Consider the following 22,902-nt stretch of genomic DNA (forward strand, 5'->3'; position numbering starts at 1 on the left):
ATGCCGGTCATCCGATCGGCGCGGCACTCGCCGACCCCGCGGGTCACGCCCGGATGACCGGCCCGTCGTCCCCTCGACTACGTCAGCGCATCCGTACCCGGGTGAGTTCCCGCACGGCCACCGTCGGCAGCAGGACGGAGATGCCCCCGTGACTGTGCAACATGGACATGTCGCGCCAGACGCGCTCGAGCCGTTCGCCGTGCCGGACCGAACTCGCGCCGGCGGTCGGCATCAGGTAGTTCGCCACCGCGTCCCAGCAGAGCTGGATCACGTGTCGGCAGATCGCCGAGATCCGCAGGTCCTCTTCCCGGGTGACCGCCGCGGGGCCACGGACACAGTTGTCGTGCCACTGCTGAACTCCGTTCAGCAACGCGGCCTCGGCGGTGCCGATCATGCCGACGGCGTCGCCGTACCAGAACTGGTAGTCGGGGTCGTGGTGTCGGGCCACGATCGGCGGGACCAGGGTCGTCCGCTCCCGTAGCAGGATCTCGTAGATGTCGAGCGCTCCCCGCGCGATGCCCACGGCCAGGGCCGCGTTGCCCAGATTCGTGAAGGAGAGCGGCCCGCCGCCGTACTCCGGATTTCCGTGCAGGTCCCGGCCCGGTGTGCCACCAGAGACGTTGGCCTCCATGATCTGCACGCCGGGCAGGGCAAGGTGCTCCGGAACGTAGGCGTTCTCCATGGTGATGCTGTGTGACCCGCTGCCGCGCAGGCCCAACTGCCGGCCCCAGTCGTCCAGCCGCGTCCACTGACTGCGTGGCGCGAGGAAGAACAGGGGTTTCGGCGACGCCCCGTTCACACCGGCGATCAGGGCGTGTCCGAGGAAATGCGTCGCGTAGGGCGACCCGGAGCAGTAGGACCACTTGCCGCTGATCGTCCAGCCGCCGTCCGCGGCGCGTTCGGCGGACCCGCTGGGAACGGCGGTGCCGGGGCAGATGAAGTCGCCGACGCCGAACACCTCCGATTGCGCCCGCTCACCGAACATCGTGGCGACAACCTGCGTGTGCATGGCCCCGAGGGTGAACATCCAGCCGGTCGACGGGCATCCGCGCAGCAGCGTCGTGGAGACCCGCACGAAAGTGTCGAGGCCGAATTCGTAGCCGCCGTAACGACGGGGCTGGAGAATTCGGTAGAAGCCGTTCCGGGCGAATTTCTCGTGGATGTCCTCGGCGTAGAAGCTGCGTTCCTCGACCTCTGCCTGACGGTCGACGAGCTCGGGGATCATCGCCTCGGCCCGCGCCACCATCTGGGCCGGGGTGAGGTCCGGCTCGACCGGGGCAGGAAGGTCGTGTTCGGCGGTGCCGCTGATTCGTGTCACGGTGCACGATCCTTTCGGCTGCTGACGGTTCTCCCGGTCAGATGCAGCGTGTCGGAGTCCAGTCCGCAGACGATCCTTATCGCCGAGATGGAGCTGATGCCACCTCGACAGCCTCGTCGAGTGTCCCAACTCCGACGGCCTGCCACATCTTTACGATTGCTGATCGACATCGACGCTCGTCGACGATTTGTAGCGCAGTCCTGAAGGCGAAATCGATCAGCGCCGGCGGTACGTTCCCTCTTGTCAGGTCGGGTCTGCGGACGAGTGGACGGAGATGAGGCGGCATGGGTTCCAGGTCCATCCAGGAGCAGTTCGCCAGGCAGGTGGCCCGGACACCAGACGCGCCGGCGCTGACCGGAGGGAGCGTACGGCTGACCTATCGCCAGCTCGACGAGCGCGCCAACCAGTTGGCGCATCGACTGATCGGCCTCGGCGTGCGGCCCGGCGAGCCGGTCGGGGTGCTGATCACGCGCTCACCCGAGCTGATCGTGGCGACCCTGGGCGTGCTCAAGGCCGGCGCGGTCTACCTGCCGTTGCACCACTCCCATCCGCTGGAGGCCAAGCAGCGGGTCATGGACAACGCCGGCCGGCCGGTGCTGCTGGCCGACGAGGAGACCCACCGCGCCGGCCTACCGGTCGGCAGGCGGACCGTGCTCGTCGACCCGGCCCCCGCGCGCCAGGACCCGCCGGTCGCCGCCCCGGACATCGACGTACGACCGGACGACATCGCGTGCGTCATCCACACCTCCGGGTCGTCGGGGCTGCCGCGGGGCGTCTGCGTGACCCACCGGGGCGTGCTGAGCGTCGCCCTGGACTCGTGCTGGGACAGCAGTCCCCAGGACCGGGTGCTCATGGTGGCGCCGTACGCGGCGGCGGTGTCGACGTACGAGATGTGGGTTCCCCTGCTGCGCGGCGGTCACCTGGTCCTGGCACCGCACGGTCGTCTGGACCTCGGCACGCTCCGGCGGCTGATCCGGGACCACGAGATCACCTCCGTCCAGCTCACCAGCGGCCTGTTCCGGGTGGTCGCCGACCAGGCGCCGGACTGCCTCGCCACCGTCGGTGAGGTCTCGACCGGTGGGGACGTCATCTCGCCGGGCGCCGTCGAGCGGGTGCTGAAGGCGTGCCCCGGCATCACGGTGCGACCCACCTACGGGGCGACCGAGGTCACGCTGTTCGCCACCACCACCACGGTGAGGGCGCCGTTCGTTCCCGCGACGCGGGTGCCGGTCGGCCGTTCGCTGGACAACGGCGAGCTGTTCGTGCTCGACGAGCGGCTCCGGCCGGTCGGCCCCGGCCAGGTCGGGGAGCTGTACGTCGCGAGCGAGCGCCTGGCGCGCGGCTACCTCGGCCGGCCGGGCCTGACCGCGGAGCGCTTCGTGGCGAACCGGTTCGGCGGCGCCGGGACGCGCATGTACCGGACCGGCGACCTGGTCCGCTGGGCCACCGACGACATGATCGAGTTCGTCGGCCGGGCGAACGACCAGGTGAAGATCCGTGGATTCCGGGTCGGTACCGCCGAGGTCGAGGCAGCGCTGACCGCCTACCCGGAGATCTCCGAGGCGATCGTCGTGGCCCGGCCGACCGACGACGGCGACCACCGCCTCGTCGGGTACGTCGTCGGCGAGACCGACGCGGTGGACCTCGCGGCGCTCCGCAGGCACGCGGAGAAGGTGCTGCCCGACTACTCGGTCCCCGCCGCGTTCGTGGTGCTCGACTCGCTCCCGCTCACGCCGAACGGCAAGGTGGACCGTCGGGCGCTGCCCGAACCGGTCCTCGCCGGTTCGTCGACCCACACGTCCCCCGGCACCCCGCAGCAGGAGATCCTGTGCGCCGCCTTCGCCAGCGCCCTGGGCGTCGCGGAGGTGGGACTCGACGACAGCTTCTTCGAACTCGGCGGGCAGTCGCTGAGCGGGATCCGGCTGGTTCAGACGGTCAACGAGGCGCTCGGTGTGGAGCTCACTCTTGACGACCTGTTCGAGCTGCCCACCGTCACCGAGCTGGACCAGTACCTCCTGGAACAAGCGGAACCAGTTGATAGGAGCCGGGATGAGCCCCACTAGGACCACAGGCGTCGACGCGCCGGAGACGATCCCGCTGTCGCTGAATCACCAGTTCGTCGACGTGTTCGACCACGGTGACGACGACGGCCCGTTCGGTCCCCGGTACCACGTGGTGGACGCGTGGCGCGTGACGGGCGGGCCGATCGACGTCGCCGCGCTGCGCGACGCGCTGCAGGACGTCGTCACGCGGCACGAGGCACTCCGGACGCGGATCGTCGGTACGACGGGGAATCGGCACCAGGAGATCTCGCCGCCCGGTCCGGTGCGCGTGGAGATCCGCGACCTCCCGGAGACGCCGGAGGCGGCGCGCGCGGCGCGCGCCGACGAGCTGCGGCAGGAGGTCGAGGACGAGACGATCGGCGTGGACGAGACGCCCGCCCTGCGGGTGGTGCTGGGCAGGTTCGACGACCAGGACACGGTCCTGGTCGTGATGATCCACCACATCGTCTCGGACGGCATGTCCATGGAGGTGGTCATTCGCGACCTGGTCAACCGGTACGTCGCGAGGACGGGTCAGACCGTCCCGGACCTGCCGGCGGCACCGCAGTTCCGCGAGTTCGCCGACTGGCAGCGGACCGGGGCCGGTGCGGGCACGGAGGCGAAGCGCGAATACTGGCGCCGCAAGCTCGACGGCGGTCTGTTCTCGGCGCTCCCCACGGACATCCCGCGATCCGCGAACCTGCCCGAGTCGACCGCGGCGCACTGGTTCCGGATCCCGGACGACGTGTTCTCGACCATCGACCGGCTGGCCAGAGCCCACCGCGCCACGCGGTTCATGGTCCTGGTCGCGATGTACAAGCTGCTCGTGCATCGGCGGACCGGCGCCACGGACGTCGTCATCGCGACGTTCACGCCGGGGCGTGGCGGGCAGCTGTTCGAAAACACCGTGGGCCCGCTCTTCAACTTCCTGCCGCTGCGCACCGACCTTGCCGGCTGCGCGTCGTTCGGGGACCTGCTCAAGCGGACCCGGACCACCTGCCTCGAAGCGTTCTCGCACGAGATGCCGACGCTGGAGATCTTCGGGCAGGCCCCGGAGCTGATGCGGACGGCCGCCTCCGACGACCACGCGGCGGCGGTGTTCCAGGCGGTGCCCGATCAGCGGCAGTACATCGAGGTGCCGGGAGAGGTGAAGTTCGGCCGGATCCCGCGGGCGACGGGCCTACAGCCGCGGAAGTCCGCCGTGCCGGACGGCGCGCTGTGGACGCTGACCAGGGAACCGTCGGGTGACGCCTCGGTGTGCCTCTCCTTCAAGCGCAACCTGTTCCGTGAGGAGACCATCGCCTCGATGGCCGCGGACTTCGCGGAGATCGCCCGGACCTTCAGTGCCTCGCCGGACGCGCCGCTGGGGCTGGCCTGACAAGGTTTTTTTCTACCACCGCGATTCCACCAGTCACCCGGAAGGACTGTCATGACGAACCCCTTCGAGAACGAGGACGCCACCTACCTGGTGCTGGTCAACGAGGAGAACCAGCACTCGCTGTGGCCGGCGGAGGTCGACGTGCCCGAGGGCTGGCGAACCGTGGTCGAGGCCAGTTCCCGTCAGGAGTGCCTGGCGTACGTGGAGGAGAACTGGACGGACATGCGCCCGACCAGCCTCATCGCGGCCACCGAGGCGGCCGGCTCCGCATCGGGCCGGTGAGGCACCCGCTCCGTCCGTCTCCACCGTCGGACATCTGACCGTCTCGCCACCCCCGCCCGCCTCGCCCGTCGGCATCGGTCTCGGCCACCGCGCCGAGCACGATGCCGACGTCGGCGACGTCCCGCCCGGCCTTCTGCGCGCCGGCTCGGGGACGCTCACGGATCGCGGGGCAACGCCCGGAAACCCGCCTGGTCCGCCACCGGTATTTTCGCTGCGATTATCGCGCATCGGGGCACGTCAGCGACGTATAGCCCGGCCGGAAACCTGAGCGCTATCGAAATATTCGGCGGAACGTTCCGTTCGGACGCCCGGTTCGTCGCTGCTGTCCGGCATTGCCCTGCCGTTTCTCCACCCTCCTCCGCAAACAGTGGGAATGCGGCGTCAATGAGCTGCGCCCACCCGGCGGACCGGGGCATGCCACCGGGGTCCCACGTCATCGCGTTTTGTCGGACCTGTCTGAACAGCCCAAACGCAACGATCCGCACGGTCTTCTGTTTCGGGCCTTGAATCACAGATCCCTGTCGTGCATGATCACCGCGAATGTGCGACGCGCGCCCGTCCCGGCGGACAGTCGGGCTAATTCCGCATGCGTGAGGAAGGCTCAGCAGTGTGTGGTTAGTCAAAAGCGGACCGATGATTCTCGACCCGGAGCTGGTCGGCCACAAGTTCGCCAGACAGGCGGAACTGGCCCGTGACGGATTTGCCGTACCGCCGTTACGGTGCGTGCCCGCGACCGTGTTCGACCAGGTCGTCGGCCCTCTCCTGACCGATATCCGCGCCGACACGGCCGGGTCGGCCCAAGCGCTGCTCAGCCACGCGGAAGCGCTTCGGCAGAGAGTCCGGTACCTGACAATTCCATCAGAACTCCTCGATGAAATAGACGCGCACTTCGACGAGATCGCCGGACCGGACGGACTGGTGGCGGTGCGTGCGTGTGCGGTACCCCGACCCAATCAGCAGGAGTCGGGCGAGGATTCGGCGGAGGATCCGTTCGCCGGGCTCAGTGACAGTTTCCTGTACGTTGGGCGGGCCGGTCTCGCCGAACGACTCGTCGCCTGCTGGGCGTCGGCGTTCAACCCGGAAGCGGTGCTCTACCGCGCCCGCCGGGGCCACGCCCCGTTCGCCGCGCGAATCGCGGTCGGGATTCAACGAATGGCCATGGGCACCCGGTCATTCGTCGCGTTCACCCGCGATCCGCGCGACGGCGCGGCCCGCCTGGTGATCGCCGCCGCCTATGGCATTGGCGAAGGGGTGGTTCAGGAAAAGGCCGATGTCGACCACTATTTCGTGGACCCGGCGACCGGCGCGGTCGAGCCCCACGTGACGGTCAAGACCAGGGCGGTCGGGTGGGATCCGGCCCGCGCCGACCAGGGACCGGTCGACCTGCCGGTACCCCCGGAACTGGCCACCGAGCCGGTGCTCACGGACGCCGACCTGGCGGCGATCGCGGAACTGGCGGCGCGGGTCGAGGCCCGCTTCCACGCACCCCAGGACATCGAGGGCACGATCACCGAGGACGGCGCGATCCACCTGGTCCAGGCGCGCCCGGTCGCCACGCCGGCACGCCCCCCGGACGAGGTGGGAAGCCCGGCCCTGCTCTGGGACAACAACAACGTCACCGAGAGCTTCCCGGGCATCAGCTGCGCCCTGACCTACTCGGTGGCCCGGGAGCTGTACGAGGTGGGGTTCACCGACCTCTACCGGCGGATGGGCGTGCCCGCCCGCACGCTGCGACGCGAGCGACCGACCCTGCGTCGGATGATCGGGCACCTGGACGGCCGGATCTACTACCAACTCGACTGCTGGTACCACCTGCACGGCCTGATCCGGTGCTTCCGCCCGCTCTGGTCCACCTGGGAACGGTCCCTCGGCCTGGCCGCGACCGGCAGCACCGGGCGGGACGGGACGACGGCCCGGCACGACGGCGTACCCGGCGGACGGCGCGGCTCCCGACTCACCGACGTACTCGACGTGCTGGAGATCCTCGCCCGGCTGGTCGCGCACCCGTGGCGGGTCCGCCGCTTCCTCCGCTGGTGGGACGGGTACCACGCGGGCCTCGCCGACGTGGCGGCCCGACGTCCGCACGAGATGGTCGACGCGTACCGGGCGCTGTGGGTGCAGGTGGCCCGGCGGTGGGGGGTCACCCTGGTCAACGGGATCTTCCTGTTCACCGCCACCCGGGCGACCGACGGGCTGCTGCGCCGGTGGGTGCCGGGGGCGGACCGGAGCCTGCTCAACGGGTTGCTGTGCGGCGGTCCGGAGAACCGCTCCACCGCGGCGCTGCACTCGGCGATCGCGCTGGCGGCGACCGCCGCGGAGGACCCGGACACGCGGGCGGCGCTGCGGTCCGGCGCGGACCCGCGGCGGATCTGGGACGACCTGGTCGCCGGCCGGCACGGCGCCCGGTTCCTGGCGGCGCTGCGGGAACACCTCCGTGACCACGGCGACCGGGGCATGCACGACCTCAAGCTGGAGACGCCCGCCCCGCGGGACGAACCGTGGACCGTCCTCCAGCCGGTGCGGGCCTACCTGGCCCGGGGACTCACCGTGTCGGCCAGCCGCGCCGCCGGGCGCCAGGCGCACGACCAGTCCGTACGCGAGTTGCGCGAGCGGTGCCGCAACCCGGTGAAACGGGCCGTGCTGCGCGGGCTGGGCCGGACGATGCGTACGCTGATCAATGTTCGGGAGAACACCCGGTTCTGCCGCAGCCAACTCTTCGGCGACTCCCGGGTGCTGCTCACCCGCCTCGGTGCGGAGCTGGCCGCGCGGGGCCGCCTGGACCGGCCGGGCGACGTCGTCGACCTCACCGTCGACGAGGTGCTGGGCGCCTTCGACGGCACCCTGGCCGGGGCCGACCTGCGCGGGCTGGCGGCGGTCCGGGCCGCCGAGCGGGCCCGCTGGACGGACGCCGACCCGCTGCCCACCCGGCTGCGCACCGATGCCGACCTGCCGCTCGCGGTGGCGCTGGCCGGGGCACGCGTCGCCGGCGGGGCCGCCGCACCCGGGCCGGGAGCACCCGTCGGACCGGACGCGGCCGTCCTCACCGGGTTGGCCTCCAGCTCGGGCGTCGTCCGCGGCCCGGCCAAGGTCGTGCTCGATCCGTCGATCGACGCCGAGCAGTGCCGCGACCACGTCCTGGTCGCCCGGGAGACCGATCCCGGCTGGCTCTACCTGATGCTCTCGGCGAGGGCGCTGGTGGTGGAACGGGGCACCCTGCTGTCGCACACCGCCATCACCGGACGCATGCTCGGCATCCCCACCGTGGTCGCGGTGGACCGGGCCACCGACCGGATCACCGACGGCAGTCTCATCGAGGTGGACGGCACGGCCGGCACGGTGCGGATGCTGGACGGAGTCCGATGACCGGCCGCTGGGGCCGGTACGTGGCCGCCGCGTACCCGCCGGCGGTGCACGTGCCGTTCATGCTCTCCTGGGCGATCGGCCTGACCGCCCTCTTCGCGGCGGTCGGCGGGGTGCCGCGCTGGCGGCCCGACGGCGGGCTCGCCGTCACCGCGGTCACGCTTGTGGTCGGCATGCTGCTGCTGCGGGCCATGGACGACATCCGGGACCACGAGTACGACCGCCGGCACAACCCGCACCGGCCGTTGCCCGCCGGGGTGGTCCGGGAGCGGGACCTGATGGTCCTCGTCGTCCTCGGCGCCGCCGCCCTGCTGCTGCTCAACGCCGGCCGGGGCGTGGTCCTGGCGGCGCTGGCCGGGCAACTCGGCTACACGGCAGTGGTGATCACCCTGGACCGGGTGTACGGCTGGCCCGCCGGCGACCGGTTGGCCCTGCACCTCGCCGTGAACCTGCCGATCCAGCCGCTGCTCAGCATCTACGTGTACACCGCCTTCCTGCACGCCGAGGGGCGGCGGCCGGACCTGGGCGGGGTGCTCGCCATCGTGGCGGTCACGCTCAGCGGGGTGTGCCTGGAGTTCGGCCGCAAGGCCACCCGCCGGCCCCGACCCGGGGAGCGGACGTACAGCACGGTCCTCGGCCCGTGGGGGACCACGGCCGTCGCGCTCGGCGCCGCCGTGCTCGCCACCGGCATCGTGCTGGTACTGCTGCGGCCGTGGCAGTCCGGCGCCGGACACGCCTGGGGCTGGCTGGCGCTGGTGCCGCTGGCGTGGTCGGTGGCCGCGGCGTCCCGGTTCGTCACCGGCGCGCCCCGCTGGCCGGTGGGCCTCACCATCGCCTACATCCCGGTGACGTACGCGAGTTATCTCGCGGTCGGGTGGCTGACGAAGGGAGCACCGGCGTGAGCCGCTCCGACGGCACCGGGTTCTGGGCCCTGCTCGGGCCGGACCTCGCCGGCAAGTCGACGGTGTTGCGCCGGCTGCACGACGAGCACGGCTGGCGGGTCGTCTCCTACGACGACCGGTATCTCGGGCCGTACCCGCTGATCCATCAGCTGCGCAGGAGCTGGATCACCGACGCGTTCGGGTGGGCCGGGGAGCGCTACTCCCCCGAGCTCGTGGTGTCGGTGCTGACCCCGATCGTGCTGCACCTGCGGGAGGAACTGGCGCGGGCCGCCGACGCGGACCGGGTCATCATCGACTCGTACTACTACAAGCTCCTGGTCAAGTGTCGGCTGCTCGGGGTGGAGCACACCCCCACGTTCGACTACTGGCGCTCGTTCCCGCAGCCCGGCCGCGTGCTCTACCTGGACGTGCCGGCGGAGACGGCCTGGGCGCGCAGCGGCGACGGTGCGCGGGTCAACCGGTTCGAACACTACGGGCCGGCCGTCGACCGAGCCGATTTCGTCAGGTTGCAGACGGACCTGCGCGCGGCGCTGCTGGCCGAGGTCCGCGACCTGCCGGTGCGGATCGTCGACGGCGCGGCGCCACCGGACGAGGTGGTCGCGGCGGTGCTGACGACGACCAGTGAGTCCACTATGGACTCCGTGGCGCACCGGGCGGCGTCCCCGGCGGTGGACCGGTGAGCGCCCCGGTGGACCTCGACGGCGCACCGTCGGAGAGCCGGCTGGCCGAACTCCTCGCCGCACGCGCCGCCTGGGTGGGCGCCGAGCCGCACCGCGCCGCCGACGACACCGGGGGTTGCACCGTGCTGGTGCTGCTGCGCAGCGTCGACCTCGACGACCTGGTACGCGGCGCCCGGTGCTTCGCCGCCGGGCTGTCCGACGGGGAGGCGGACGCCTGGCGCCGGTCCTGGACCCGGACCCGCTTCCTGTTCGGCAACTCCGCCAACCTCACCGCCCGGAACCCGGCCCGGGTCGTCGCCCCGACGGGCAGCGCGGCCTGGTTGGGTCCCTTCCCGGCGGGCCGGCTACCGGGGCTGAGCCGCCTGCTCAAGCCGGTGACCGGGGTGCTGCCGGCCCTGCCGGCGGAGCTCGACCTCCCGCCGGTCGCCGGGCCGGCGTCGGCCCACCCCGGCGCTCCCCGCGAACTGCACGTGGCCGTCCGGGCGCTGACCCTGGCCGAGTACCTCGTGCACCTGCACCACACCCTGGCCGAATCGGTCCTGCGCGGCAGCCTGCGCGCCGACGAGCCACTCCGCCTGATCCACCGGACCGACCTCGACGCCCGACTGGTCCGCACCGAGCCCGGCTACGCGCGGGTCCACCACGCGCGCGGCGACTCCCCGGCCCTTCGCCTGTTCACCTGGCTCTCCCCCGAGCCGAGGCGATAGGGCGCCCGACCAAATGAAGAGGACCCACATGGACACACCGGACTTCACCGCGGCCGACCTGTCCCGCCTGGCGTTGTCCGCGCGGTTGCAGGCCCTGTCCGAGGCGCTGCGCCTGGCGGTCGCCGCCCCCGACGGGGAGGAGCCGCTGGCCCCGAGGCTGTGGAGCCTGCTCGGCACCGAGGTCCCGGAGTTGCACGACGCGATCGTCGGCTACCTGCGCGACACCGGCGGATCCTGGCGGGACGTGGCCGACCTGAGCGGCCTGACCGACGAGCAGGCCCGGGAACGCTGGGCCGACGCCGCGACCCCGCACCTCACCGATCCGGCCGCGACCGCCGCCGAACTCGACGCCTGGTACAGCCGGCACGCCCAGCTGGAGCCGCTGGCCCGGGTCCGCGACCCGTTCACCCGGCTGCTCAGCGGGCGCACGCCCCAGGAGCGCCAGTGCCTCGTCTGCGCCAAGTACGCCGGCCTGCCGGTGCCCGCCTGGGCCGGCTTCCCGGTGCCGCCCGGCGGGCACCTCGTCGACGACGGCATCTGGCGGGTGGGCCACGGGCCCACGCCGTACTGGCCGGTCGGCACCCTGCTCATCGAGTCCCACCGGCACTTCCTCGACTACGCCGACTTCACCGACGAGGAGGCGGCCGGCATCGGCACGCTGGTCCGGCGGTTCACCGGCCCGCTCAAGGAGGTGACCGGGGCGCCGCGGATCCACATCTTCTCCTGCATGGAGGGCACCGAACACTTCCACCTGTGGCTGGTGCCCCGCACCGTCGGCGGCGTGGCCGGGCGTACCTTCATCGCGGACCCCGGCTACTGCACGCCGGTGGAGGCCGAGGAGGTGGTCGGCCGCCTCCGGAAGGCGCTGGCGGAGTCGGCGGCGGCCCGATGACCCACCCGATCCCGCCCGGCGCCGGATCGCGGATCCTGCTGGCGCCGGTCACGGTCAGCCCCACCAAGCCGTTGACGCCGACCCACCTGAAGTACCTGCTCTCCCTGGACGTGATCGTCCGGGTCAGCGCGGTCCTCGCCGACGTGACCGTCGCCTACCAGCACGGGGCGTACGCGGGCAGCCAGCAGGTGGCGGGATTCTGGGACCACCTCGACCGGCACCACCCCGGGACGGCGTACGCCGGACTGGACGAGGTCGAGATCGGCGAGCTGTACGTCGCGTACCACCGGACCCCCCGGCTGCCGTTCGCCGCGATCGAACCGACGGTACGACGTGCCGAGGCCGGTTGGCTCCACCCGGCCAGCGCCCGGCTCCTGGACATCTGGCGGGGCCACTACGAGCTGCTGGGGATGTTCGACCCGGACCTCGGCCGGCACGGGCCCGAGCTGATGGCCGAGGCGGACCTGCTGGACCTGCTCGTCCGCCGGAACCTCTGCATCGACGGCCGTCCGGTGGGCGCTCCGGTGTACCTGGACGCGACCGCGGCGGGCCACCCGCTGCGGGTCGTCCTCGGCGCGGACGGACAACCCAACTACCTGCTCTATCTGCTCCGGGAGCTGGTGCCGCTGCTGGCCGACCACGACCTGGTGGTGCTGGCCCACGACGAGCAGTTGCGCGCCGACTACCAGACGGTGGGCCACGTCCTCACCGCGCTCGGCGCCCGGGTGGTCCGGTTCGAGGTGCCCCGGGTGCCGATCGACGGCGTCAGCACGTCCACCCGTTTCGGCGGCTGGCAGGGGTACACCCTGGACGCCATCGCCGACCGGTTCGTCGACGACCACGGCGTCGACGCGTTCCGGCTCGGCCTGCGGCTGTACCTGATCGCCGGCCTCGGGCGCACCGCCCGGGAGAGCTACTCGGCGCACCAACTCAGCCGGTGGATCCGACGCGCGCGGCGACTGCTCGACGTCCACGCCGGTGCGGACGACCACGACGCCGGGGAGCGGTTCCCGGCCGAGCTGTGGGGCACGCTGGTCGCCCGGCGCGGCTACGCGGACCCGTACCGGGTGGCCACCATGCTGATGAGCCGGCAACCCACCGTGCCGGTGGGCGCGCTGCTGGACGTGGTGACCGGCCCGGTCCGCACCCGGGCGACCGTGGGCGGTGCGCGGTGACCGGGACCGCCGGGGCGACCGCCACCGGCGAGCGGGAGCTGCTGGCCGCCGCGGAGTCGCTGGACTTCGCGCGTACCGTCGACCGGTCCGTGGTGCACCGGCGGAACCTGACCGAGGTGTTCCTGACCGACGTCCGACCGGTCGGCCCGCACGGTTTCGTCGCCGCCGCGCTGCTGCCGGCCGGCCACCCGCACTACACCGGACACACCGGGGCGGCCAACCGGCGGCTCGATCCGCTGCTGCTCGTCGAGTGCTGCCGGCAGGCCGAGACGTACGCCGCCCACGTGCTCTTCGACGTCGAGCCGCGCGCGGCCTTCGTGCTGCGGGGCTGGTCCGCCGAGCTGTTCCGGCCCGGGTTCGCGGCGGTGGTCCGGGACGCGACGTCCGGCCCGACCGAGCTGCGGATGACGGTGACCACCGGTGTCCCCCGTCGGGTGGGGGGCCGGGTGCGGGGGTTGGACTACGAGTTCACCCTCCGGGTCGCCGGTCACCGGATCGGCGTGGTGCGCCTGGCGGTCGGCTACCTGGCCCCGGAGGCGTACACGGTGGTCCGGTCCCGGGGGCGCGGCGGCCCGCCGCCGACGTCGTCCCGGCTGGGCCCGGCGGCCGTCGTCGGCGGGCTGACGGCGCCGGACCGCGTCGGCCGTCGCCGCGCCACCGACACCGTGCTGCTCGACGTGCGGACCGCCGAGCGGGCGGTCACCGCCGGCCTGCGGGTGCCGGTGGAGAACATCAGCTTCTTCGACCACGACCACGACCACGTGCCGGGGATGGTGCTCCTGGAGGCCGCGCGGCAGGTGGCCACGCTGGCCACGGCGCACTGGGGCGGCGACGCGCCGGACCGCACCGTGATGTCCCGGATGGCCGCGTCGTTCGCGGCCTACGCGGAACTCGACCAGCCGGTGACGCTGACGGCGGTACCGGCGGACGCGGCGGACGCGGCCGGGCCGGCGGCGGAACCGGACCGGGCCGGCGGGTCACCCCGACCGGTCGACGTGACGTTCCACCAGGGCGGCGCCGAGATCGCGCGGATGGGTCTCACCGTGGCGCCCGACGCCGACGGCACCGCGACGACGGACCGGGAGCGGGTGGCCTGATGGGGCGAGCGGCGGTGGTCGCCGGGCTGGGCGCCTGGGTGCCCCCGAGGGTCGTCACCAACGGGGATCTCGCGGCGCGCCTGGGCGTCGACGAGGACTGGATCGTCACCCGCACCGGCGTCCGGCAACGCCACGTCATCGCGCCGGGCGAGGCCACCAGCGACCTCGCGGTCGAGGCGGGCCGCCGGGCCCTGGCGTCCGCCGGCGCCGCCGGCGCCGACGTGGTCGTGGTCGCGACCAGCACACCGGACCGGCCCTGCCCGGCGACCGCACCCGAGGTGGCCAGTCGACTCGGCCTGGGCGGCGTACCGGCGTTCGACGTCGCGGCGGTCTGCGCGGGGTTCGTCTACGCCCTGGCGACCGGGGCGGGCCTGATCGCCGCCGGCACCGCGTCGAGTGTGCTGGTCATCGGCGCGGACACGTTCTCCACCATCCTCGACCCGGACGACCGGACGACCCGGGCCGTCTTCGGGGACGGGGCGGGCGCGGTGCTGCTGCGCAGCGGCGCCGCCGACGAGCCGGGCGCCCTGCACGGGTTGAGCCTGGGCAGCGACGGCAGCCGCAGCGACCTCATCGAGGTACGCGCGGGGGGATCGCGCCAACGGTCCACCGGGCTGCCGGTCAAGCCGGAGGACACCTACTTCGAGATGCAGGGGCGGGCGGCCTTCGCCGAGGCGGTACGCCACATGTCGGCCTCGATCGGACGGACCACCGCACTCGGCGGCTGGGCGACGGCCGACGTCGACCGGTTCGTGCTGCACCAGGCCAACCTGCGGATCATCGCCGCGGTCGCGACCCGGCTCGGGCGGTCGGTCGACCGGTTCGTCACCAACATCGACCGGGTGGGCAACACGGTGGCCGCGTCCATCCCCCTGGCCCTGGCCGACGGTGTCGCGGCCGGCACGGTACGCCCCGGGCACCGGGTGGTGCTCGCCAGCTTCGGGGGCGGACTCACCTGGGGGTCGGTGGCGCTCGTCTGGCCGGAGTGCCGGGCGGTACCACCTCACGGAACTGACCACAGCTAGCGGGAGCACACGGATGAAGGCAATCGAAGACCGGATCATCGACGTTCTGGCGACCCAGTTGAAGCTGGTGCCGGACGGCATCGAGCCGGACATGACGTTCGAGTCACTCGACATCGACTCGCTGGTGATCGTGGAACTCGGGCTGTTGCTCGACGGCGTGTTCGACATCGCCATCGACGACGGCGAACTCACCAACGAGATGACGATCCGGGACGCGGCGCGGCTGGTCGAGACCAAACAGGCGGTCGCCTGATGGCCGAGCACCCGGACGCCTTCGGCGTGGCGGTCACCGGGCTCGGCCTGGTGACGCCGGCCGGCATCGGCGTGGCGGCGAACTGGGAGCGGATCCGGTCGGGCCTGAGCTGCGCGCGGGCCGACGACACCCTCCGTGGCACGCCGACCGCCCTGAGCTGCCGGGTGCCCGGATTCGAGCCGGAGGCCGCGCTCGGCGGCTTCGCGTCCTGGCAACTGGAACGGTTCGCGCAGCTGGCGATCGTGGCCGCCCGGGCCGCCGCCGAGGACGCCGGCTGGCAGCCCGGCGGTTGGGACGGCGCCCGGGTCGGCGTGGTCCTCGGCAACTCGCTCGGCGGGGCCGGCGCCCTGGAACGGCAGCACACCGCGCTGACCGGGGGCGGGCCGCGAAAGGTGTCCCCGTTCCTGATTCCGATGTACATGGTCAACATGGCCGCCGGGTACGTCGCGCTGGACCTGGACGCCCGCGGTCCCAGCCTGGTCACCGCCACCGCCTGCGCGTCGGGGACGACGGCGGTCGGCGTGGCGCGGGACCTGCTCCGCGCCGGGGCCTGCGACATCGTGCTCGCCGGCGGCGCCGAGTCGGCACTGACCCCGCTGGTCGTCGCCGGGCTCGGCCGGATGGGCGCGCTGTCGCGGCGGGCGGACGCGCCGGCCGAGGCGTCCCGGCCGTTCGACGCCGACCGGGACGGGTTCGTGGTCGCGGAGGGCGCGGGCGTGCTCGTCCTGGAACGGATCGAGGACGCCCGGGCCCGGGCCGCCCGGACCCGGGCGGTGGTGCGCGGCTACGGCGCCGCGACCGACGCCTACCACGCCACCGCGCCGGATCCGCGGGGACGCGGGATCGAGCAGGCGTTGCGGGCCGCGCTGGCCGACGCGGGGCTCGGCCCCACCGACGTCGACCACGTCAACGCCCACGGCACCTCGACCCCCCTCAACGACGTCACCGAGGGTCGGATGCTGCACCGGGTGCTCGGTGACCGGCCGCTGGTGACCTCCACCAAGGGGGTGACCGGACACACCCTGGCGGCAGCCGGCGCGATCGAGGCCGGGTACACCGCGCTCGCCATCGAACACGGCAGCGTCCCACCCACCGCGAACCTCGGCCGGCTGGACCCGGAACTCGACATCGACGTGGTCAGCGGGGCGCCGCGACCGGCCCGGATCGACGTGGCGGTGAGCACGTCGCTGGGCTTCGGCGGGCACAACGCCGCACTCGTGCTGACCGCGGCGTGACCGCCGCCCGACCGCACCGACCGACCCATCGGACCGACCGTCTGGAGAAGAAGTGAGCAAACTGGACAAGATCCGCCTCGTCGCGCTCGACAGCGACGGAGTGGTGCTGAACGACACCTACAGCCCGGTGATCGAGAGCTTCGTGACCATGCACGGCGGGGCGTACACCGCCCACGTCGAACGGCACGTCTGGGGTTCGCCGCAACTGGCTGCCGGCCAGAACATGGCCCTGGCCTGCAAGCTTCCCTGGACGGCGAAGGAGACCATCGCGGCGTTCTTCGCGCACCGGGAGGAGTACCTGAGGACGCACCCGGTCGAGGTGACCGAGGGCGCCGAGGAACTGCTCGCCACGCTGCGGGAGGTCGACGTGCGCGTGGTGTGCTACGGCGGCCGGAACCGCGAGTACACGTTCGACAGGTACCTCGGCCACCTCGCCGGCTACTTCGACGCGGAGATCCCGTACGTCGACGTGAACGACGTCCGGCCCGGCACCAAGGAGATCGTCCGGGACATCTTCGGCTACGAGTTCGACGAGGTCGTCTTCGTCGACGACATCAACCGGGTGGCCGAGGTCACCAGGGCGCTGGGCGCCGGCTTCATCGGCGTACCGGCCAGCATGCCGCACAACTTCCAGCGGGAGGAGATGGTGGCCACCGGGGTGCGACACCTGGTCGACGACATCCGGAAGATCGACGTCGACCTGCTCCACACCGTCGACCAGGAACTCGCCGCCGGCACGCACTGGTCGGGCCGATGACCCGATGACGGAACGGACGCTGCGGCCGGTCGCCCTGGGCGCCGCCGGCCCACCGGTCGGCGCGCAGGGACTCGGTTGCATGGGCATGAGCGAGTTCTACGGCCCGAGCGACGTCGAGGAGTCGCGGCGGACCCTCGACCGGGCGCTGGAGCTCGGGGTGACGCTCTTCGACACCGCCGACGCGTACGGGTACGGCCGGAACGAGGAGCTGCTCGGGCCGTTCGTCCGGGCCAACCGGGACCGGGTCGTCATCGCCACCAAGTTCGGCCTGGTCCGCAGCGTGGACGATCCCCGGCACCGGCGCATCGACAACTCGCCCGGTTACCTCCGCCGCGCCGTGGAGGCGAGCCTGCGCCGTCTCGGTGTCGACGTCATCGACCTCTACCACGTGCACCGGGTCGCCCCGGCGACGCCGGTCGAGGAGACCGTCGGCGCCCTGGCCGAGCTGGTCGACCGGGGCAAGGTCCGGCACCTGGGGCTCTCCGAGGTCACCGGGGCACAGCTACGGGCCGCGCACGCGGTGCACCCGATCGCCGCCGTGCAGTCGGAATGGTCGATCTTCTCCCGGGACGTGGAGACGACAGTCGTCCCGACGGCGGCGGAACTCGGCGTGGCGCTGGTGCCGTACGCGCCGTTGGGCCGCGGCTTCCTGACCGGCGCCGTCACCGGCGTCGACCGGCTCGCCCCGGACGACTCCCGTCGGCACATGCCGCGCTTCACCGGTGACCGGGCCCGGCACAACGCCGCGCTGCTCAGCCCGATCCACCGGATCGCCGCCGCCCGCTCCGTCACGCCGGCACAGGTCGCGTTGGCCTGGGTGCACCAGCGGGCGGTCGTGCACGGCCTGCCGGTGGTGCCGATCCCCGGCACCCGGAGCCCGGCCCGGCTCGCGGAGAACGTGGCCGCGGCCGGTCTCGTGCTCACCGGGGCGGAACTGGCCGAGCTGGAGCCGATCGCCGCCCGGGTGGCCGGTTCCCGGGACGCCGGGCTGACCATGTCGGCGGTCCGCCGGGACTGACCCTGTGCCGGCTCCCCGACCCGTCGGGCGGCCGGCCACCGCCACCGCACCCGTCGGCGCTGACGGGTGCGGTGGGGTGGATCCGGCCGGCGACGCGGTCACGCCGGACGGGCTCCGCGCCGCCGGGCGCTGTGGCCGGCGGCCGGGAATCACCAGGTCACGGGCAGCTTCGACACGCCGTAGACGGCCGCCTCACGCTGGAAGGGAAGCTGGTCGAGCGGCACGGCCAGCCGCAGGTCCGGAATCCGGCGCAGCAGCGTCTCGATGACCGCCTCCATCTGGATCTTGACCACGTGCTGCCCGAGGCACCGGTGCAGTCCGTGCCCGAACGACACGTTGCCGGCGTGGGTCCGGCGCATGTCGAGCGAGTCCGGGTCGTCGTACCACTGCGGATCGAAGTTCGCCGTCGGCAGGTAGACCAGCACCGCCTCGCCGGTCTTGATCTCCTGCCCCCCGATCCGGGTGTCGCCGACCGCGATCCGGGGCAGCCCGGTGTGGAAGTTGGTGCTGTAGCGGAGCAGCTCGCCCAGGCCGCCCGCGATCAGGCTCGGGTCCTCGCGCAGCAACGCCAACTGGTCCGGGTTGAAGAACAGCGCGGCCAGGCCGAGGGAGACGCCGTGCACCGCCGGCTCGTACCCGGCGACGATCAGCACGCGGGCCATGCCGATGATGTCGGCGCGGGTGAGCGCGCCGTTCGCCTCCTGCTCGGTGATGAGGCGGCTGAGCAGGTCGTCGCCGGGATTCGCGGCCTTGGCCTCGAGGACCTCGACGATGACGTCGGTCAGCTCGTCGCTGGCCCCGTCGAGCTTGTCCTGGCCGACGTAGTGGTCGGCGAACGTCGAGGCGACCCGCAGGAAGAGGTCCTTCTCGTACGGGATGTCGAGGATCAGGCACATCACCTGCGCCGCCAGCGGCTCGGCCAGTTCGGCGACCAGGTCGGCGGGCGGCGACTTCGCCAGCAGGTCGTCCACCAGCCGGTCGACGATCTGCTGGATCCGCGGCCGCCACCGGGCCGACGAGCGCTGCGTGAAGTCGGCGTTGACCATGGCCCGCTGCCGGGTGTGCTCCGGCGGATCCATCCGGGCGAACGTCGGGTTGTCCTCGGTGAGCGTCTCCGACCCGGCGCTCAACAGCGGGAAGCCCGGCCGGCGGTTGTCCGCGCTGAGGCGCTCGTCCGCGAGCGCGGCACGCACGTCGTTGCGCCGCGTGATGAACCAGACCTTGCTGCCGTCCCACATGGTGACCTGGCTGACCGGGCTCTCGTCGCGGAGCGTCTGGTACCGGACCGGCGGGTGGAACGGTGACCTGCCGTCGCGCTCGGCCCGGTAGTCGTAGATGTCGGTCACGTCGGTTCCTCTGCCCTCGCTCATGCCCCGCTCCATTCGCCCGCCTCCCCGCAGCCGGAAGGTGCGTCGCTGTACACCTGTTCGATCAGCCTCACCGTCGGCACCTTTCGTCCGCATCTCCACCGTTGCGGGGCCTGCGGCGCGGCGCGGGCGACCCGGTCCGGGCCCGACACAGAGCACGATCCATGGAATGCGGCCGCCATCCATATGGGATGGTGGGCGCGCGGCGTCCGAACACGCCGTCCGGTCCGGGCCTCCGCGACGGCAGGAGCATGACCCGGCCGGCGCCACGGTCACGACTGGAGGCAGCACAGCATGGCGCACATCGATCTCGGGATCGACGAGAAGCAGTTCCCCGGCATCTCCGGTCCCATGCGGTACCGCCCGGAGACGGCGAAGCCGCTCAACGAACTGGCCGAGGTGCTCCTGCGCGCCCCGCACACGCTCCCGGCCGGGGAACGCGAACTGATCGCCGCGTACGTCTCGGGACGCAACGAGTGCAATTTCTGCTGCGCGTCGCACTCGGCGTTCGCCGCCGCGCAGCTCGACGACGGCATGACCCTCGTCGACCAGGTCCGCGCGGACCTCGACAGCGCGCCGATCTCGGCGAAACTGCGGGCGCTGCTGAGGATCGCCGGCGCGGTCCAGATCAGTGGCCGCAACGTCACCCCCGAACTCGTCGCCGACGCCCGCGCCCAGGGCGCCACCGACCTGGAGATCCACGACACCGTCCTGATCGCGGCCGCGTTCTGCATGTACAACCGCTACGTCGACGGCCTCGGCACCTTCGCGCCCGAGGGGCCGGACGCCTACTCCGAGACCGCCCGCCGGATCATCGAGGTGGGCTACGGATCGTCCGCTCCGCTGCGGTCGACCACCGCGCCGACGAGCTAAGCACGGACGAGGAAGACCACATCCGGTCCCCCTGCGACGGTGAAATAGGCGGGCATCATATCGAACCCGTCAACCACGCAGTTGGAGGGACCAATGGGCCGAAAACGCTCGCTACTCGGCGCCGCGGAGCAGTACCAGGCGGACATGGTCGACCGGCTGGGCACGCTCGTCTCCTGCGAGTCGGCGCCGGGCTCGCTGCCCCACCTCGCCTGCTGTGCCGACCTGCTCGCCCGCTGGGGCGAGCAGGTCCTCGGCCGGCCCGCCCAGCGGGTCGAGATCGACGGCCTGCCGCACCTGCTGTGGCCGGCCGTCGATCAGCGCGTGCTGCTCCTCGGCCACTTCGACACCGTGTTCCCGGTCGGCACCGTCCGGTCCCGGCCGTTCACCGTCCACGGGGACGTCGCGACCGGCCCCGGTGTGTTGGACATGAAGGCCGGCATCGTGCAGATGTTCACGGCGCTGCGCCTGATCGAGGACACGTCGGCGGTGGGCGTGCTGCTCACCTGCGACGAGGAGACGGGTTCCGGCACGTCCCGGCCGCTCATCGAGCGGGAGGCACGGCGCTCGGGTGCGGTCCTGGTCTGCGAGGCGGCCACCCCCGAGGGGCACCTGAAGGTGGCCCGCAAGGGCGGCTCGGTCTACCGCCTCACCGTCTCCGGCCGGGCCGCCCACGCCGGCGTCGAACCGCAGCGCGGGGTCAACGCCACGGTCGAGGTCGCCCACCAGGTTCTCACGTTGGGCCGCATCGGCACGGCGGACAGTGACGGCACGTCCGTCACGCCGACGCTGCTCTCCGCCGGCACCACCACGAACACGGTGCCCGACTCCGCCTGCCTCGCCGTCGACGTGCGGGCCTGGACCCGGCACGAACTCGAACGCGTGGACCACGCCATCCGCGGGCTCGCGCCGGTCCTGCCCGAGGCGACGCTGGACGTGCAGGGCGGGATCAACCGCTATCCGATGTCCCCGGAACTCGCCCGCCCGCTGCTGGAACTGGCCCGGTCGGTGGCCCGGCAGATCGGCGTCCCGAGCCCCGACGGCGCGTACGCCAACGGCGCGTCCGACGGGAACTTCACCGCCGCGATCGGGGTGCCGACCCTCGACGGCCTGGGTGCGGTCGGCGGCGGGGCGCACGCCGACGACGAGTACGTCTGCCTGGACCGGATGCCCGAGCGGACGGCGCTGCTGGCCGGCCTCGTCGACACGCTGTCCATCGTGGAGCGAATCGTGCCGTCACCGGAGGACGACATCCCGTAACCTGCTCTACGTCGGCGAACGACCGGCAGCGAGGGGTCGGCGGCGTGGTGACTTCGGAACAGGGCGTGCCAACCTCCGTACCCCGGCTCGGTGTCGAGGAGGAGTTCCTCGTCGTCGACGCCGCGCACCGCGGGGTCGTGCCGGAGGCGGCCACCGTCGTCGACCGCGCCCGCCCGGCCCTCGGCCCCCGGGTCGACGGTGAGATCACCAAGTTGCAGGTCGAGACCCGGACGGACCCGTGCCGGAGCCTCGACGTGCTGCACGCGCAACTCGTCGACGGACGGGCCGCGATCCAGTCCGCGGCCCGGTCCGCGGGCCTGCGGGTGATCGCCAGCGGCTCGCCGGTGCTCGGTCGCGCGGTGCCGCCACCCGTCACCGAGGGGCCCCGCCAGGACCGGGGCACCGCCACCTTCCGGGGGCTGCACGACGAGCTGGCCATCTGCGCCCTGCACGTCCACGTGGAGCAACCAGACCGGGACCGCGCCGTGCTGATCGGCAACCACCTGCGCCCGCTCCTGCCGGTGCTCCTCACCCTCACCGCCAACTCGCCCTACTGGTCCGAGCGGGACACCGGCTACGCGAGTTGGCGCACCATCACCTGGGGGCGCTGGCCGGTGGCCGGCCCACCGCCGTACCTGACCTCCGCGAAGCAGTACGACGACCACGTGGACGCGCTGCTCGAAGCGGGCGCGCTCGTCGACCACGGCACCGTCTTCTGGGACCTCCGCCTGTCGACGAGGCACCCCACGATCGAGGTGCGGGTGGCCGACGTCCCGCTCACCGCGCCCGAGTCCGCGGCGTTCGCCGCCCTGGTGCGGGCGTTGACGGTCGTCGCCGGGAAGGCCGTCGACCGGGGCGACGAAGGGCCACGCCCGGCCCCCGAGCTGATGCGACTGGCGTACTGGCGGGCCGCCCGGGACGGGATGGGCGGCCAGGGCGTCGACGTCGCCACCGGCCGCCCCCTGCCGGCGGCGACGCTCGCCGAGCGGCTGGTGGAGCGCGCCCGGCCGGCGCTCGACGAGGCGGGCGACCGCGAGCGGGTGGAGGGCTGGCTGGCCGGGCTCGCCCACGGCGGTGACGGCGCGACCCGCCAGCGGGACGCCCGGGCGCCGCGCGGGCGTCTGACCGACGTGGTCGACACGATCGCCAGGCACACCGCGCCCGAGCGCGAGGAGCGCACCTCTGAGTAACGACACGGCGGCCACCGCCGGGACATGCTGGACGCACCTGATCAGGGAGGTTCCAGGTGAACGACACGAGCCTGCTGCCCACGGTCCCCGTCCG

General features: G+C 72.7%; 20 protein-coding genes. 18 read left to right on the forward strand and 2 right to left on the reverse strand.

Features of this window, described 5'->3' with window-relative positions; genetic code table 11:
* Window positions 1-82 precede the first annotated feature (82 nt).
* A complete protein-coding gene (locus tag AB0B02_RS11530) occupies window positions 83-1,246 on the reverse strand; it encodes an acyl-CoA dehydrogenase family protein (RefSeq protein WP_357299609.1) in 1,164 nt (387 codons plus the stop codon).
* A gap of 356 nt (window positions 1,247-1,602) precedes the next feature.
* Between AB0B02_RS11530 and AB0B02_RS11535 the strand changes: the two genes are divergently transcribed.
* The 15 genes from AB0B02_RS11535 (at window position 1,603) to AB0B02_RS11605 (ending at window position 18,121) form a co-directional block, all read left to right on the forward strand.
* Window positions 1,603-3,381: a non-ribosomal peptide synthetase gene (locus AB0B02_RS11535; RefSeq protein ID WP_357299489.1), complete on the forward strand. Its 1,779-nt coding sequence runs from the start codon at window positions 1,603-1,605 to the stop codon at window positions 3,379-3,381.
* Window positions 3,368-4,738 carry a condensation domain-containing protein gene (locus AB0B02_RS11540; protein WP_357299492.1) on the forward strand — a complete coding sequence of 457 codons (1,371 nt, stop codon included), beginning with the start codon at window positions 3,368-3,370 and terminating at the stop codon, window positions 4,736-4,738. Before AB0B02_RS11535 ends, AB0B02_RS11540 begins: the two co-directional genes overlap by 14 nt.
* Window positions 4,739-4,789: 51 nt before the next feature.
* Window positions 4,790-5,020 (forward strand): MbtH family protein, encoded by a 231-nt coding sequence (locus AB0B02_RS11545; protein WP_281942553.1) that lies wholly within the window; start codon window positions 4,790-4,792, stop codon window positions 5,018-5,020.
* A 633-nt stretch (window positions 5,021-5,653) separates the two neighbouring features.
* The gene (locus AB0B02_RS11550) at window positions 5,654-8,383 is read left to right on the forward strand and encodes a PEP/pyruvate-binding domain-containing protein (protein ID WP_281942555.1); all 2,730 of its coding nucleotides are present in this window, start codon (window positions 5,654-5,656) and stop codon (window positions 8,381-8,383) included.
* Window positions 8,380-9,282 (forward strand): hypothetical protein, encoded by a 903-nt coding sequence (locus tag AB0B02_RS11555; RefSeq protein ID WP_281942556.1) that lies wholly within the window; start codon window positions 8,380-8,382, stop codon window positions 9,280-9,282. Before AB0B02_RS11550 ends, AB0B02_RS11555 begins: the two co-directional genes overlap by 4 nt.
* Window positions 9,279-9,962 (forward strand): hypothetical protein, encoded by a 684-nt coding sequence (locus tag AB0B02_RS11560; protein ID WP_281942558.1) that lies wholly within the window; start codon window positions 9,279-9,281, stop codon window positions 9,960-9,962. Before AB0B02_RS11555 ends, AB0B02_RS11560 begins: the two co-directional genes overlap by 4 nt.
* Entirely contained in the window at window positions 9,959-10,669 is a 711-nt protein-coding gene (locus tag AB0B02_RS11565; protein WP_281942560.1) for a DUF6182 family protein, read from the forward strand. The genes AB0B02_RS11560 and AB0B02_RS11565 overlap by 4 nt, the downstream gene beginning before the upstream one ends.
* Window positions 10,670-10,697: 28 nt before the next feature.
* The gene (locus AB0B02_RS11570) at window positions 10,698-11,561 is read left to right on the forward strand and encodes a hypothetical protein (protein WP_281942561.1); all 864 of its coding nucleotides are present in this window, start codon (window positions 10,698-10,700) and stop codon (window positions 11,559-11,561) included.
* Window positions 11,558-12,736, forward strand: coding sequence for a hypothetical protein (locus tag AB0B02_RS11575; protein WP_281942562.1), 1,179 nt, complete (start codon window positions 11,558-11,560; stop codon window positions 12,734-12,736). Before AB0B02_RS11570 ends, AB0B02_RS11575 begins: the two co-directional genes overlap by 4 nt.
* Window positions 12,733-13,833 carry an AfsA-related hotdog domain-containing protein gene (locus tag AB0B02_RS11580; protein ID WP_357299501.1) on the forward strand — a complete coding sequence of 367 codons (1,101 nt, stop codon included), beginning with the start codon at window positions 12,733-12,735 and terminating at the stop codon, window positions 13,831-13,833. Before AB0B02_RS11575 ends, AB0B02_RS11580 begins: the two co-directional genes overlap by 4 nt.
* The gene (locus tag AB0B02_RS11585) at window positions 13,833-14,858 is read left to right on the forward strand and encodes a beta-ketoacyl-ACP synthase III (protein ID WP_357299504.1); all 1,026 of its coding nucleotides are present in this window, start codon (window positions 13,833-13,835) and stop codon (window positions 14,856-14,858) included. The genes AB0B02_RS11580 and AB0B02_RS11585 overlap by 1 nt, the downstream gene beginning before the upstream one ends.
* Window positions 14,859-14,871: 13 nt before the next feature.
* The gene (locus AB0B02_RS11590; protein WP_281942566.1) at window positions 14,872-15,111 is read left to right on the forward strand and encodes an acyl carrier protein; all 240 of its coding nucleotides are present in this window, start codon (window positions 14,872-14,874) and stop codon (window positions 15,109-15,111) included.
* Entirely contained in the window at window positions 15,111-16,346 is a 1,236-nt protein-coding gene (locus tag AB0B02_RS11595) for a beta-ketoacyl-[acyl-carrier-protein] synthase family protein (protein ID WP_357299508.1), read from the forward strand. Before AB0B02_RS11590 ends, AB0B02_RS11595 begins: the two co-directional genes overlap by 1 nt.
* Window positions 16,347-16,398: 52 nt before the next feature.
* Window positions 16,399-17,103 carry an HAD family hydrolase gene (locus tag AB0B02_RS11600; RefSeq protein ID WP_357299511.1) on the forward strand — a complete coding sequence of 235 codons (705 nt, stop codon included), beginning with the start codon at window positions 16,399-16,401 and terminating at the stop codon, window positions 17,101-17,103.
* A gap of 4 nt (window positions 17,104-17,107) precedes the next feature.
* Window positions 17,108-18,121, forward strand: coding sequence for an aldo/keto reductase (locus AB0B02_RS11605; protein WP_357299514.1), 1,014 nt, complete (start codon window positions 17,108-17,110; stop codon window positions 18,119-18,121).
* 149 nt (window positions 18,122-18,270) lie between these two features.
* Here AB0B02_RS11605 and AB0B02_RS11610 read toward each other — a convergent pair whose 3' ends face one another.
* Entirely contained in the window at window positions 18,271-19,491 is a 1,221-nt protein-coding gene (locus tag AB0B02_RS11610) for a cytochrome P450 (protein WP_281942575.1), read from the reverse strand.
* Window positions 19,492-19,782: 291 nt separating this feature from the next.
* Between AB0B02_RS11610 and AB0B02_RS11615 the strand changes: the two genes are divergently transcribed.
* The 3 genes from AB0B02_RS11615 to AB0B02_RS11625 all read left to right on the forward strand — a co-directional run bounded on the left by AB0B02_RS11615 (window position 19,783) and on the right by AB0B02_RS11625 (window position 22,808).
* Window positions 19,783-20,361: a carboxymuconolactone decarboxylase family protein gene (locus tag AB0B02_RS11615; protein WP_281942577.1), complete on the forward strand. Its 579-nt coding sequence runs from the start codon at window positions 19,783-19,785 to the stop codon at window positions 20,359-20,361.
* Between the two features lie 93 nt (window positions 20,362-20,454).
* Window positions 20,455-21,618 (forward strand): M20 family metallopeptidase, encoded by a 1,164-nt coding sequence (locus AB0B02_RS11620; protein ID WP_357299519.1) that lies wholly within the window; start codon window positions 20,455-20,457, stop codon window positions 21,616-21,618.
* Between the two features lie 65 nt (window positions 21,619-21,683).
* Window positions 21,684-22,808 (forward strand): glutamate--cysteine ligase, encoded by a 1,125-nt coding sequence (locus AB0B02_RS11625; RefSeq protein ID WP_281942581.1) that lies wholly within the window; start codon window positions 21,684-21,686, stop codon window positions 22,806-22,808.
* Window positions 22,809-22,902: the final 94 nt, after the last annotated feature.

This window comes from Micromonospora sp. NPDC049240 (assembly GCF_040647835.1).
Classification (GTDB): domain Bacteria; phylum Actinomycetota; class Actinomycetes; order Mycobacteriales; family Micromonosporaceae; genus Micromonospora.

Bases quoted from the DNA above. Each gene is read 5' to 3' on its own strand.
- AB0B02_RS11585 (WP_357299504.1), top strand. From the start codon at position 13,833: ATGGGGCGAGCGGCGGTGGTCGCCGGGCTGGGCGCCTGGGTGCCCCCG.
- AB0B02_RS11540 (WP_357299492.1), top strand. From the start codon at position 3,368: ATGAGCCCCACTAGGACCACAGGCGTCGACGCGCCGGAGACGATCCCG.
- AB0B02_RS11605 (WP_357299514.1), top strand. From the start codon at position 17,108: ATGACGGAACGGACGCTGCGGCCGGTCGCCCTGGGCGCCGCCGGCCCA.
- AB0B02_RS11620 (WP_357299519.1), top strand. From the start codon at position 20,455: ATGGGCCGAAAACGCTCGCTACTCGGCGCCGCGGAGCAGTACCAGGCG.
- AB0B02_RS11595 (WP_357299508.1), top strand. From the start codon at position 15,111: ATGGCCGAGCACCCGGACGCCTTCGGCGTGGCGGTCACCGGGCTCGGC.
- AB0B02_RS11610 (WP_281942575.1), bottom strand. From the start codon at position 19,491: ATGAGCGAGGGCAGAGGAACCGACGTGACCGACATCTACGACTACCGG.
- AB0B02_RS11555 (WP_281942556.1), top strand. From the start codon at position 8,380: ATGACCGGCCGCTGGGGCCGGTACGTGGCCGCCGCGTACCCGCCGGCG.
- AB0B02_RS11575 (WP_281942562.1), top strand. From the start codon at position 11,558: ATGACCCACCCGATCCCGCCCGGCGCCGGATCGCGGATCCTGCTGGCG.
- AB0B02_RS11545 (WP_281942553.1), top strand. From the start codon at position 4,790: ATGACGAACCCCTTCGAGAACGAGGACGCCACCTACCTGGTGCTGGTC.
- AB0B02_RS11590 (WP_281942566.1), top strand. From the start codon at position 14,872: ATGAAGGCAATCGAAGACCGGATCATCGACGTTCTGGCGACCCAGTTG.
- AB0B02_RS11570 (WP_281942561.1), top strand. From the start codon at position 10,698: ATGGACACACCGGACTTCACCGCGGCCGACCTGTCCCGCCTGGCGTTG.
- AB0B02_RS11550 (WP_281942555.1), top strand. From the start codon at position 5,654: ATGATTCTCGACCCGGAGCTGGTCGGCCACAAGTTCGCCAGACAGGCG.
- AB0B02_RS11615 (WP_281942577.1), top strand. From the start codon at position 19,783: ATGGCGCACATCGATCTCGGGATCGACGAGAAGCAGTTCCCCGGCATC.
- AB0B02_RS11535 (WP_357299489.1), top strand. From the start codon at position 1,603: ATGGGTTCCAGGTCCATCCAGGAGCAGTTCGCCAGGCAGGTGGCCCGG.
- AB0B02_RS11530 (WP_357299609.1), bottom strand. From the start codon at position 1,246: ATGGTGGCGCGGGCCGAGGCGATGATCCCCGAGCTCGTCGACCGTCAG.